Source organism: Polynucleobacter sp. es-GGE-1 (assembly GCF_018882005.1).
Classification (GTDB): domain Bacteria; phylum Pseudomonadota; class Gammaproteobacteria; order Burkholderiales; family Burkholderiaceae; genus Polynucleobacter.
In genome coordinates this window covers 184,111-196,726 of sequence record NZ_JACVPE010000010.1, presented here as the reverse complement: position 1 = coordinate 196,726, position 12,616 = coordinate 184,111, and the positions used below count along the sequence as shown (strand labels likewise).

Genomic DNA, 12,616 nt, shown 5'->3' with positions numbered 1-12,616 from the left:
GCTTCTTAAAGAGGGCGATTGAGATCAACATCAATCGGACGGCGTTGTGGGGCTAACAAAATATTTGTGGCAATTGGCCACAGCAACGCTTCAATCAGCGCTTGAATAGCGCCTGTTAGGGCCCACCAATAAAGCTCTCCGCTCAGCATCCAATGCACCAGCACAGGAAACAAAGAAACTATTAAGAAAATGGGAAGAAGATGCAGTGCTTGCGATAGAACGTTAAGCGAAATGATGCGCCTATGCCAAGAAATGGCAATGTAAGCGACTAGCGAATAACTAAAAGCATGTAAGCCCAATAAGTCTGAGTTATGAACATCCATCATCAGGCCCAAGCCAAACGACCAGATAACGCTGACATAGCGATGTTGGTGAATATTCCAAAATACGATACTGATGATTAGGAAGTCGGGCACCCAGCCGAAGTTTCCAAACGGTAAAAAATTTAATAACAGCGCACAAAATAAACTGAAGTAAATAAATAACGGACTGACTGGACGCAGGATATAGCCGCTTTGGTTATCAATCATTGCATGCCTCGCGCACGAGTTTGGCGACGACCTGGGTTATTGGTTAAAGGTGTGCCTGAGGCCGACTTATTGTTGAGGACTGGCGCCTTGGCATCAAATTGTGGGTCGTATAAAAAGGCGAGTGCCTGACGATAACGATTGACTGCGGCTACTGGTATGCAAAACACGTTAGAAGAGTTTTTATCAGCGTTACGCTCTATTTTGCTAATGACCGCTACCGCAAAGCCTGGAGGATAAATGCCATCAATTCCAGACGTCAGGAGGATGTCGCCAACTTCTAAATCGCTGGCAACAGGCAAATAACGTAATTCGAGAGGGTTGCCGCGCCCAGCCCCAAAAACAGCTGCGCGCAGGCCATTGCGAGCTACTTGGACGGGAACCGCAAAGTCACGGTCCTCTAAGAGTGATACTTCAGCAGAGCGCTCATACAGACGGACCACCTGGCCAAGAATGCCAGCATCATTGGCAATCGGGTTGCCTAGCTTGATGCCGTCATTGCTGCCGCGATTAATCACAATACGTTGTGAAATGGGGTTGGGCGGATTGAATAGAATTTCTACTGGCAAGGTTTTGAATGCCACTTGTTTTTGCAGCGCCATCAACTCGCGTAAATTTTGATTCTCAACCATCAAGAACTCTGATTGATTCGCTAACAAAGACAGCTCTGCTTGGCGAGCTTTCATGACCTGATTTTCTTGATCAAGTGTAGAGCGAGTGGTGAAATATTCTGACGTTACTTCGATGACATTACGAGGCGCCATCATGATGTACTCAAGAGGACGTAAAACTAAATTTATATTGTTGCGAATTGGGTCGAGCGCTTTAAAGCGAAAATCGATCAGCATCAATGCAATGCTGATCGACAGACAGACAATCAGTTTAAGTAAGGCTGGTATGCCCTGTCTGAAAAGTGGAGGAGCGGTATGTTGCAATGCCCTGATCGACGTGTATGTCGCTTACTCGTGCGAGAACACTCCGCCTAACTTATCCATGCGCTCAAGTGCAATGCCACAACCACGAGCTACGCAAGTTAATGGATCTTCTGGCACGTGAATAGGTAAACCAGTTTCTTCCAGCAGGAGACGGTCAAGGTCACGCAATAAGGCGCCACCGCCTGTTAGCATCATGCCGCGCTCAGCAATATCTGATGCCAACTCAGGTGGAATCTGCTCGAGAGCAGCTTTTACTGCAGTCACGATTTGATTTAATGGGTCAGTCAATGCCTCAAGAATTTCATTACTTGTTACGGTGAAGCTACGTGGAACGCCTTCAGAAAGATTGCGCCCCTTGACTTCCATTTCGCGTACTTCAGCGCCAGGGAAAGCAGAGCCAATGGTTTTCTTAATTAACTCAGCAGTTTGTTCGCCAATCAACATGCCGTAGTTACGTCGAATGTAATTGGTAATCGCTTCGTCAAACTTATCTCCACCAACACGAACAGAGCCTTTGTAAACCATGCCACCTAATGACATCACGCCAACTTCGGTGGTGCCTCCGCCGATATCAACCACCATGGAACCAGCAGCTTCAGAAACTGGCAGACCAGATCCAATGGCGGCTGCCATCGGTTCTTCAATCAGAAATACTTGCGATGCACCAGCGCCCAATGCAGATTCGCGAATCGCGCGACGCTCAACTTGAGTAGATCCGCAAGGAACGCAAATGATGATGCGTGGACTTGGTCTTAAAAGTTTGCTTTCATGCACAAGCTTGATAAATTGCTTGAGCATTTGTTCGGTAATGGTGAAGTCGGCAATCACACCATCTTTCATGGGACGAATTGCTTCAATATTGCCTGGTACGCGACCCAACATTGCTTTCGCCTCTTTTCCGACTGCCAAAATGGTTTTTTTGCCATTTGGTCCGCCTTCTTGACGAATCGCCACAACCGATGGCTCATCGAGGACAATACCTCGGTTACGCATATAAATTAAGGTATTTGCGGTTCCTAGATCGATGGCTAGGTCATTGGAAAAGTAGCTACGGAAAAAACTAAACATGATGTAGTGGGAAAATAGAAGGTGTTAATAAAAATATATAGGAATGATACTCTAGCGCCCCATGAAACTTGATGATGTTCAGCGCATTGCGCACCTTTCCAGGCTTGAGTTAAGCCAGGCAGAAGCTGAGGCAGTTTTGCCTCAATTGCAGGCTATTTTTTCCCTCGTTGAGGAAATGCAGGCTGTCGACACTAGTGGCTTAGAGCCGCTTGCGCACCCTATCTTATTTCTGAGGGAATTGGCACAGCCATTACGTGCTGACCAAGTTACAGAATCAGATCATCGTGCCGAAAACATGCAATCAGCCCCTGCTCAGCATGATGGTTACTTTTTGGTTCCAAAGGTGATTGAATGAGTTGGCACAACACGCCTATTGCTTTGATGGCAAAAGCACTTGCGACAAAAGAGGTTTCTAGCATGGAGCTGACCCAGTATTTTTTAGACCGCATTGAGGCTGGAAAACAGTGGAATGCCTATATTGATGTGAATGCTTACTTAAGTTTAGAGCAAGCTAATAAAGCAGACTTACTAATTTCTTCTGGAAAATCTGGTAAGTTGACCGGTATCCCTGTTGCGCACAAAGATGTGTTTGTTACTCGTGGCTGGAAGTCGACCGCAGCATCCAAAATCTTGTCTGGATATCAAAGCCCTTTTGATGCCACCGTAGTGGCGAACTTGGGAATTCCGGATGAAAGTAACCCTCATGGCGCAGGCATGGTTTGCTTAGGCAAGACTAATATGGACGAGTTCGCCATGGGCTCTTCCAATGAAAACTCAGCTTATGGCCCAGTACTCAATCCTTGGAACTCTGCGCACGTTGCTGGCGGTTCTTCTGGTGGATCGGCTGCCGCAGTAGCAGCTGGCTTAGCTCCGATTGCTACAGGGACCGATACTGGGGGCTCGATTCGTCAGCCAGCAGCATTTTGTGGCTTAACTGGAATTAAGCCCACTTATGGACGCGTTTCTCGTTACGGCATGATTGCCTATGCATCATCTTTGGATCAAGCAGGTCCGATGGGCAAAACTGCTGAAGATTGCGCGCTACTACTTTCTGCCATGTCTTCGCACGATCCACGCGACTCGACTTCGCTCACAGATTCTGGGGAGGACTACGGTCGCTTTCTGAATCAAGCTTGGCAAGAAGGCAATGCCAATCCTGCAAAACCATTAGAGGGTTTGCGTATTGGTTTGCCAAAAGAATTTTTTGCAGAAGGTTTGGCTGTTGATGTAGCAAAATCTGTGAATGAAGCTGCTAAAACTTTAGCAAGTTTAGGTGCGAAGTTGGTTGAAGTCAGCTTGCCTAAAACCAAACTCTCCATTCCGGTTTATTACGTTTTAGCTCCAGCAGAAGCCTCTAGTAATTTGAGTCGTTTTGATGGTGTGCGCTATGGTCATCGCGCTAGCGATTACAAAGATCTTGGTGATATGTATCAGAAGTCCCGCACCGAGGGTTTCGGGCCAGAAGTTAGACGTCGTATCTTGATTGGCACTTACGTTCTTTGTCATGGTTACTACGATGCCTACTACTTACAGGCACAAAAGATTCGTCGCATTATTGCCTCAGATTTTCAGGCGGCATTTAAAGAGTGTGATGTCATCCTTGGGCCCGTAGCACCTGATGTAGCCTGGCGTTTAGGTGAAAAATCAAAAGATCCAGTGCAAATGTATTTAGAAGATATTTATACACTTTCCACTAACTTAGCAGGCTTGCCCGCCATGAGTGCGCCCTGCGGATTTAATGCAAACAATTTACCAATTGGCATGCAGTTGATTGGTAACTATTTTTCTGAAGCACGTTTACTTCAAGTCGCCCATCAATATCAGCAAGCCAGTGATTGGCATTTGCGTCAAGCAAGCGAGGTGACATGATGCAATGGGAAGTCGTTATCGGTCTTGAGACCCACGCACAGCTACAAACCCAATCCAAGATTTTTAGTGGCGCAAGTACGCGCTTTGGTGCACAACCAAACACCCAAGCATGTGCAGTAGATTTGGCGTTACCAGGTGTGTTACCAGTATTAAATCGCCAAGCAGTTGAGCATGCAATCCGTTTTGGATTGGCTGTTGGTGCAAAAATTTCACCGGCCAGTATTTTTGCGCGGAAGAACTATTTCTATCCTGATTTGCCTAAAGGCTATCAAATTAGTCAGATGGAAATTCCAGTAGTTGTTGGCGGAAAAGTAGAAATTTTTATAGGTGATGAAGTTAAGGTAGTTGAACTAACACGCGCCCACATGGAAGAAGATGCTGGCAAATCCGTGCATGAAGAGGGTTTTATTGGTCCCCATGGCGAGCCATCGAGTGGCATCGATTTAAATCGCGCTGGCACTCCACTGCTTGAGATTGTGACTGAGCCTGTCATGCGCAGCGCTGCCGAAGCAGTGGCTTATGCTAAAGCGCTCCACACTTTGGTGGTTTGGTTGGGTGTTTGTGATGGCAATATGCAGGAAGGCTCATTCCGCTGTGATGCCAACGTATCAGTTCGTCCTAAAGGACAAGTAGAGTTTGGTACGCGTTGCGAGATTAAGAACTTAAACTCTTTCCGCTTCCTCGAAGAGGCGATTCAATATGAAGTACGTCGTCAAATTGAATTGATTGAGGATGGTGGCACGGTTGTTCAAGAAACGCGCTTGTATGATCCTGATCGTCAAGAGACGCGCAGTATGCGAAGCAAAGAAGATGCGAACGACTATCGCTACTTCCCGGATCCAGATTTATTACCAGTGGTGATTGATGATGCCTGGATCGCTAAGGTGCGAAGCGGTATGCCAGCTTTACCTACGCAGTTACGCGAGCAATGGCAAAGCGAGTATGGCTTGAGTGCTTACGATACCCAATTGCTGACCCAGGATCGCGATACTGCAAAAGTATTCGAAGACTTATTGGCGATCGTTGGTAAGCCTCTCGCAAAAGCAGCAGCCAATTTAATTGCTGGTGAATTTGCTTCTGCTGTAAATCGTGCAGGCATTGCGACTGCAGACGCGCCACTAAAGGCGGAGCACTTAGCGCCATTGCTGACTCGGGTTGCAGATGGCACCATCTCTAATAAGATTGCCAAAGATATTTTTGCAATTCTGTGGGAAGAGGCTGTTGCAGGTAAAGCCATGAGTACCGTTGACCACATTATTGATGCTAAGGGCCTTAAACAAATTAGTGATAGTGGCGCATTAGAGGCCATCATTGATCAAGTGTTGGCCGCTAATCAGAGGTCGGTTGAAGAGTTCCGCTCGGGTAAGGAGAAGGCCTTCAATGCGCTAGTGGGCCAAATTATGAAAGCCTCTCAGGGGAAAGCAAACCCTGGACAGGTCAACGATTTGTTGCGAAAAAAATTAAGTGAAGTAAGTTAATAAAGAGTAAGCCAAGAAAGAGATAGATGAGCGCGATTGATCCTAAGCAAATTGAGCAAGAAGAATTGGTTGCCGAGTGGTTGCGTGCAACACCCGGTTTCTTTGAGCGCTATGCCAATCTCTTTAATGAGATTCGGATTAAACATCCTCATGAGGACCGTACGATCTCTTTACAAGAGCGTCAGATGACCGTATTGCGCACCCAAAATCAAGAGCTCAATCGTCGTCTAAGCGAAATGTTGCACTTCGGCAGTCGTAACGATAAGACGCAACAAAGTTTAGTGGCTTGGTTGTTGCGTTTGATGAAGGCCAATAACAAGGCCGATATTGAAGGCGCTATTACGACGGGCTTGGCTGAAGTCTTTGAGGTGGAATCCGCGCAATTGCTTTCGCCTAATTCAGCATTTGGTCCTTGGGTTGATACCCCCTTGTGCGGCTCAGCAAAAGAGTTGGCAGCGGCCAGCGTAGATTTGCTGGCAACGCAAACTACGATAAGTTCAGAGTGGCAAAGTATGGTGGCAATCGGCTTACCGCTGGGCAGGAGCATTGGGGTAAGCCAATCTCCCGCAGTACTGCTGCTAGCCAGCAATGATGAAACACGATTTACTGCAGACATGGGCGCTTTCTATTTGCGTCAAATTGCAGAACTCACTGCTGCAGCTTTGGATCGCATCCAGGCTTATGAAGCTAAAGCCGACTGAACTCCACCCCCTCATGCAAGAGTATTTGCATGAGTTACATGTGTTGCGGCAACTTTCTCAACATACCTTAAAAGCGTATGGCATGGATCTCAGCGATCTGCAAAATTTTGCCCTTGAAGATTCTGTTGATTTATTAAAAGTGAGTAATGCTCATATTCGTCGCTGGGCTGGTCGTTTGCATTCCAAAGAAAAGTCTTCTAGAAGTATTGCTCGTGCTCTGTCAGCATGGCGTGGTTGGTATGACTGGTTGACTGAAAAAGATGCGCGGCGTGATGCACGTGCGGGCAAAGTGGCTAGCAATTTAATCGCAAATCCCGTTGATGATGTAAAGGCGCCTAAGCGTTTGAAGTCTTTACCCAAGGCCTTATCAGTTGAGCAAGCGCTTGCACTGGTAAATCAAGCCGTCAAAGAAGCAGACGAGAAAAAAGATTTGGAGTCTGTTAGAGATGCCGCCATCATTGATTTGCTCTATTCCTCTGGCTTGCGATTATCAGAATTATTGGGTATCGATGTGATGCCAAGCAAAGATCGTCAGCATGAGTCTGCCGGCTGGCTAGATTGGGATGCTGCTGAAGTCACAGTTTTAGGTAAAGGTGGAAAAAGGCGTTCTGTGCCAGTGGGTTCGCCTGCAATGAGGTCTCTACTTGCTTGGCGAGAGCTGCGTGATGCCAGTTCTTATCCCGAGCAATCGATGGCCTTATTTTTATCTGCGACTGGTAAGCGTTTATCGCCACGCACGGTGCAAGCGCGTCTGCGTATTTTAGCGATGCGGGCTGGGCTGCCAACTCATGTGCATCCTCACATGATGCGCCACAGTTTTGCAAGTCATGTTTTGCAATCCTCACAGGATTTGCGTGCCGTGCAAGAAATGCTTGGGCATGCCAGCATCGGTAGCACTCAGATTTATACCTCTTTAGATTTCCAGCACCTAGCTCAGGCATACGATAAAGCGCATCCTCGCGCAAAGGCTGGTAAAGGCTGAGGAACTCGGTAATATAGTGGGTTTCCCGCTTTGGGAAAGCATTACATCTCGATTTTGATTGGATCATTCATGGCATTAATTCCAGTAACCATATTGACGGGCTTTTTGGGAAGCGGCAAAACCACTTTGTTGAAACACATCCTCACTGAAGATCACGGCAAAAAAATTGCAGTGATTGAGAATGAATTCGGCGAAGAGAATATTGACAATGACATCTTGGTTCAAGATCACGAAGAGAATATTGTGCAAATGAGCAATGGTTGTATTTGCTGCACGATTCGTGGCGATCTTGTTGAGGCCCTCAATGCGCTATGGGAGCAGCGTAAAGATAAGAAGATTAGTTTTGACCGGGTTGTGATTGAAACCACGGGCGTCGCTAATCCAGGCCCTGTCGCGCAAACCTTCTTTATGGATGACGATGTTGCTGACCACTATGTACTCGACGCAGTCGTTACTTTGGTAGACGCTAAACATGGCCAGCAGCAACTGACCGAACATGAAGAGGCTCAGCGCCAGGTAGGCTTTGCAGATCAGATCTTTATTACCAAGACAGACTTGGTTTCTCCTGCTGAGGTAGAGGCTCTGCGCGGTCGCTTAATGCATATGAATCCTAGAGCCCCAATCAGTGCTATTTCCAAGGGCGTAGTGCCTTTAAATGCCGTCTTAGATCTCAAGGGCTTCAATCTCAATGCCAAGCTGGATATTGACCCCCATTTCTTAGAGCAGGATGATCACGACCATGCCGATTGCGGACATGACCACTCCCATGACCACGATCACAGTACCTGTGGCCACGACCATAGGCATGACCATCATCACCATGGCCATGTCGGCCACACAGATCGCATCCAATCCTTTGTTTTTCGTAGTGATAAACCCTTTGATCACCAAAAGCTAGAAGACTTCCTTGGAGGCATTTTGGAGGTGTTTGGTGAAAAGATGCTGCGTTATAAAGGCGTGCTTTATGTAAAGGGCAGCAATCGAAAAGTAGTGTTCCAGGGCGTTCATCAGATGATGGGCAGCGATTTGGCTGGTCCTTGGGGTGCTGAGCCTAAACAAACCCGGATGGTCTTCATAGGCATTGATTTACCTAAGGACGTTCTATTGGCTGGGCTTGAGGGATGTTTGGTCTAGAAAGATTCGGGTACAATCCGCCGCCATGGTCAAGATTGGTAAATATTCAAGAATATTGATTGAAGGACTGTAAAAGTTTGGCAGAATGAGGCAATAATGCTTCAAATCTAGGAAAGAATGAGATGACGGTAAAAACAGCAACAAAACCTGCAAGCGCTACAAAAGCGAGCAGCAAAGCTACTAGCGCTAAAGCAGTCAAGGGCGCACCTTTAACAGAAGCAGAACTGCTCAAGATGTCCGACAAGGACTACATGAGCGCTGCCCAGTTAGATTTTTTCCGTCAAAAATTGCTGACGCTCAAAGAAGATATTTTAAAAAATGCATCTGAAACCACTGAGCACTTGCGTGAGAATATTCTGGTTCCTGATCCAGCTGATCGCGCGACTATCGAAGAAGAGCATGCCTTGGAATTGCGCACCCGTGATCGTGAGCGCAAATTGTTGAAAAAAGTAGAACAAGCGCTTGGACGCATTGAGTCTGGCGACTATGGTTGGTGCGAAGAAACTGGTGAACCAATCGGCTTGAACCGTTTAATTGCAAGGCCTACAGCTAATTTATCTCTTGAGGCTCAAGAGCGTCGCGAACTCCGTCAAAAATTATTTGGCGAATAAATCCTATTTGTAATGACTAAGCATTTACCTGCTCTAAGCGATATCCCGCCTTTATTAAAGGCGGAGATTCTTGCCGAAGCACTACCATACATTCGTCAGTATCACGGCAAGACGATCGTAATTAAGTATGGTGGCAATGCTATGGTTGAGGAGCGTCTTAAAGAAAGTTTTGCCCGCGACGTTATTTTGTTGAAGTTAGTCGGCATGAATCCTGTGGTGGTTCATGGTGGCGGGCCGCAAATTGATGAAGCATTGAAGAAAATTGGTAAAGCAGGAACCTTTATCCAAGGTATGCGTGTCACAGACGAAGAAACGATGGAAGTCGTGGAATGGGTTCTTGGTGGAGAGGTTCAGCAAGATATCGTGATGCTGATTAATCACTTTGGTGGACAAGCGGTTGGCTTGACTGGCAAAGATGGCGGACTCATCCATGCCAAGAAAATGATGATTCCAAGTGAAACAGAGCCAGGTAAAAAAGTGGACATCGGTTTTGTGGGTGAGATTGAGGCGATTAATCCAGCAGTAGTGAAGGCTTTGCAGGACGATGCTTTCATTCCGGTGATTTCGCCGATTGGCTTTAGTGCAGAAGGTCAAGCTTTCAACATTAATGCAGATTTAGTGGCTGGTAAGATGGCTGAAATCCTTCATGCAGAAAAGTTGGTCATGATGACCAATATTCCTGGTGTCATGGATAAGAGTGGCAAGTTATTAACCGATTTAACCGCACGAGAAATTGATGCCTTATTTGCTGATGGCACGATCTCTGGGGGTATGTTGCCAAAGATTTCTTCCGCTTTAGATGCTGCTAAAAGTGGCGTGAACTCAGTACACATCATTGATGGCCGAATAGAGCATTCTTTGTTATTAGAAATTCTGACTGAACAAGCGTTCGGTACGATGATTCGTTCTAGATAAGTACATAGCCATGCGTGAATCTCTAGAGCCAGCCGATATCGACAGCAATAACACTGACGCTGGTAAAACACGCAAGCGACCACGTCCTGGCGAGCGTCGTCTACAGATTCTTCAAGTCCTTGCAGAAATGTTGCAAAACCCGAGGGGTGAACGCGTAACGACTGCTGCTTTAGCTGCCAAGATAGAGGTTTCTGAGGCGGCCCTATACCGCCATTTTGCGAGTAAAGCGCAGATGTTTGAAGGCTTGATTTCTTTCATTGAGCAGACTGTTTTTGGTTTGATCAATCAGATCAATCAAAAAGAAGAATCTGGACTTGCTCAAGCGCGCGGTATTTTGCAAATGCTCTTATTCTTTGCTGAAAAAAATCCTGGCATGACCCGTGTTTTATTGGGCGATGCTTTATTGCAAGAAGATGATCGACTGCAAGAGCGCATTACTCAAGTGCTAGATCGCGTAGAAGCGTCGCTAAAGCAATCCTTGCGTATTGCCCAAACCCAGGGCGGTACATGGGCTCAACTAGGCCAGGAAGAAGTGAGCATTCGTGCTGCGATGTTGATGAGTTTTGTTTTAGGTCGTTGGCATCGATTTGCCCGTAGCGGCTTTAAGAAATTGCCAACGGATGCGTCTGATGTTAGTTTGCGCCTGCTCTTGTCAGAATGAGCGAGCTATACCTCTCTAGAAACACCATTCATTTTGCCGAGCCCCTGCCTTTGCAGAGTGGCGCCTTATTGTCTGGCTATGACTTAGTTATTGAGACCTACGGCAAGCTTAATGCTGATAAAACTAATGCCGTATTAATTTGCCATGCGCTCAATGCATCCCATCATGTAGCGGGACCAAACCCTGACGATCCTAAGGATATTGGTTGGTGGGATAACATGATTGGCCCCGGCAAGCCGGTTGATACAAATCATTTTTTTGTAATTGGTGTCAATAATTTAGGCTCCTGCTTTGGCTCTACCGGTCCCATGAGTATTAATCCAGCTACTGGTAAACCTTATGGTGCAGATTTTCCAGTAGTCACTGTTGAGGATTGGGTAAACACCCAGGCGCGTTTGGCAGACAAGTTGGGTATTCGAAAGTTTGCCGCAGTCATGGGTGGAAGTTTGGGCGGAATGCAGGCGATGGCTTGGGCCATTCAATTTCCTAAGCGTCTTGAGCACTGCGTTGTGATTGCTTCGACTCCAAAGCTAAGCGCTCAGAACATTGCGTTTAATGAGGTGGCACGAAATGCGATTCTGTCTGACCCTGATTTTCATGGTGGCAATTATTACGAGCGCGGTGTCGTGCCCAAGCGGGGCTTGCGTTTAGCGCGGATGGTTGGTCACATCACTTATTTATCTGATGATGACATGGCCGAGAAATTTGGGCGTGAGCTACAGCGCCCTCATGGGGAATCAAACGACTATCGCTTTAGTTTTGATGTTGAGTTTGAGGTTGAAAGTTATTTGCGTCATCAGGGGGATAAGTTTTCTACCTACTTTGATGCCAATACCTATTTGTTGATCACGCGTGCTTTAGATTATTTTGATCCTTCGCGTCGTTACGATGGTAGTTTGAATCGCGCCTTAGCCGAAGTACAAGCCAAATTTTTGGTAGTGAGTTTCTCTACCGATTGGCGCTTTCCACCCAATCGTAGTCGCGAGATTGTTCAATCTCTCTTGAGCAATAAGAGCGAAGTGACCTATGCCGAGATTGATGCACCTCACGGCCATGATGCCTTCCTGTTAGATGATCAGCGATATCACAATTTGGTGAGAGCTTATTTCAAGCAAATGCGTGAGGTTCAATCATGACCATGAATCAGCGTGCCGACTTTACTGCTATAGCCAATTGGATTGCGCCTAATAGCCAGGTGCTTGACTTAGGTTGCGGTGACGGTAGTTTCTTAGAGTTTTTGCAGAAGCAAAAACCGGTTCATGCTTATGGTGTAGAGATTGATGATGCGCGCGTATTGTCTTGCGTGCAAAAAGGTTTAAACGTTATTCAGCAAGACTTAGAGGGTGGTTTGGCGCTCTTTGAAGATAACAGCTTTGATACGGTCGTGTTGTCACAGACAGTGCAAACCATTCATCAAACGGAAAAGATTTTGCGTGAAGTGGTACGTGTCGGTAAAGAATCAATTGTGTCATTTCCGAATTTTGCCCATTGGTCACATCGCTTGGCAGTTGGCTTGGGCCGTATGCCTGTTTCTAAGAGCTTGCCTTACCAGTGGTACAACACTCCGAACGTAAGGGTGTTGACTGTAGCCGACTTTGAAAAGTTAGCCTCTAGTATTGGTCTCAAAGTGATTGATCAGTGCATTTTGCATGACGGTCGACAAGTGACTCTAATGCCAAATTTATTCGGCAGCTTGGCTTTATTTCGTGTCAGCCGTGCATAGGGTAATAATCTC

General features: G+C 46.6%; 14 protein-coding genes. 11 read left to right on the top strand and 3 right to left on the bottom strand.

Annotation, left to right across the window (positions count from 1 at the left end; translation table 11 throughout):
- Positions 1-5 precede the first annotated feature (5 nt).
- Genes mreD through ICN35_RS09835 form a run of 3 tightly spaced genes read right to left on the bottom strand, consistent with a single transcriptional unit; the run spans position 6 to position 2,530 of the window.
- A complete protein-coding gene (mreD, locus tag ICN35_RS09845; RefSeq protein WP_216127191.1) occupies positions 6-530 on the bottom strand; it encodes a rod shape-determining protein MreD in 525 nt (174 codons plus the stop codon).
- A complete protein-coding gene (gene mreC / locus ICN35_RS09840; protein ID WP_215295999.1) occupies positions 527-1,462 on the bottom strand; it encodes a rod shape-determining protein MreC in 936 nt (311 codons plus the stop codon). The genes mreD and mreC overlap by 4 nt, the downstream gene beginning before the upstream one ends.
- 24 nt (positions 1,463-1,486) lie before the next feature.
- A complete protein-coding gene (locus ICN35_RS09835) occupies positions 1,487-2,530 on the bottom strand; it encodes a rod shape-determining protein (protein WP_216127189.1) in 1,044 nt (347 codons plus the stop codon).
- 61 nt (positions 2,531-2,591) lie between these two features.
- Here ICN35_RS09835 and gatC point away from each other — a divergent pair, with 61 nt between their 5' ends.
- The 11 genes from gatC (at position 2,592) to metW (ending at position 12,604) form a co-directional block, all read left to right on the top strand.
- On the top strand, positions 2,592-2,885 hold the full coding sequence (gene gatC, locus ICN35_RS09830) for an Asp-tRNA(Asn)/Glu-tRNA(Gln) amidotransferase subunit GatC (protein WP_215295997.1): 294 nt from the start codon (positions 2,592-2,594) through the stop codon (positions 2,883-2,885).
- A complete protein-coding gene (gene gatA, locus ICN35_RS09825; RefSeq protein ID WP_216127188.1) occupies positions 2,882-4,399 on the top strand; it encodes an Asp-tRNA(Asn)/Glu-tRNA(Gln) amidotransferase subunit GatA in 1,518 nt (505 codons plus the stop codon). The genes gatC and gatA overlap by 4 nt, the downstream gene beginning before the upstream one ends.
- Positions 4,399-5,877 (top strand): Asp-tRNA(Asn)/Glu-tRNA(Gln) amidotransferase subunit GatB, encoded by a 1,479-nt coding sequence (gene gatB, locus ICN35_RS09820; protein WP_216127260.1) that lies wholly within the window; start codon positions 4,399-4,401, stop codon positions 5,875-5,877. Before gatA ends, gatB begins: the two co-directional genes overlap by 1 nt.
- 26 nt (positions 5,878-5,903) lie before the next feature.
- Positions 5,904-6,578 (top strand): DUF484 family protein, encoded by a 675-nt coding sequence (locus ICN35_RS09815; RefSeq protein WP_216127184.1) that lies wholly within the window; start codon positions 5,904-5,906, stop codon positions 6,576-6,578.
- Complete coding sequence (locus ICN35_RS09810) at positions 6,559-7,560, top strand: tyrosine recombinase XerC (protein ID WP_216127182.1); 1,002 nt, start codon at positions 6,559-6,561, stop codon at positions 7,558-7,560. Before ICN35_RS09815 ends, ICN35_RS09810 begins: the two co-directional genes overlap by 20 nt.
- Positions 7,561-7,629: 69 nt before the next feature.
- Entirely contained in the window at positions 7,630-8,694 is a 1,065-nt protein-coding gene (locus ICN35_RS09805; RefSeq protein ID WP_216127180.1) for a GTP-binding protein, read from the top strand.
- Between the two features lie 233 nt (positions 8,695-8,927).
- Positions 8,928-9,305, top strand: coding sequence for an RNA polymerase-binding protein DksA (gene dksA, locus ICN35_RS09800; protein WP_215297529.1), 378 nt, complete (start codon positions 8,928-8,930; stop codon positions 9,303-9,305).
- A gap of 12 nt (positions 9,306-9,317) precedes the next feature.
- On the top strand, positions 9,318-10,220 hold the full coding sequence (gene argB, locus ICN35_RS09795; RefSeq protein WP_215295991.1) for an acetylglutamate kinase: 903 nt from the start codon (positions 9,318-9,320) through the stop codon (positions 10,218-10,220).
- A gap of 10 nt (positions 10,221-10,230) precedes the next feature.
- On the top strand, positions 10,231-10,881 hold the full coding sequence (slmA, locus tag ICN35_RS09790; protein WP_215319273.1) for a nucleoid occlusion factor SlmA: 651 nt from the start codon (positions 10,231-10,233) through the stop codon (positions 10,879-10,881).
- A complete protein-coding gene (locus ICN35_RS09785) occupies positions 10,878-12,017 on the top strand; it encodes a homoserine O-acetyltransferase (protein ID WP_216127178.1) in 1,140 nt (379 codons plus the stop codon). The genes slmA and ICN35_RS09785 overlap by 4 nt, the downstream gene beginning before the upstream one ends.
- Complete coding sequence (gene metW, locus ICN35_RS09780; protein ID WP_216127176.1) at positions 12,014-12,604, top strand: methionine biosynthesis protein MetW; 591 nt, start codon at positions 12,014-12,016, stop codon at positions 12,602-12,604. Before ICN35_RS09785 ends, metW begins: the two co-directional genes overlap by 4 nt.
- The last annotated feature ends 12 nt before the right edge of the window (positions 12,605-12,616 follow it).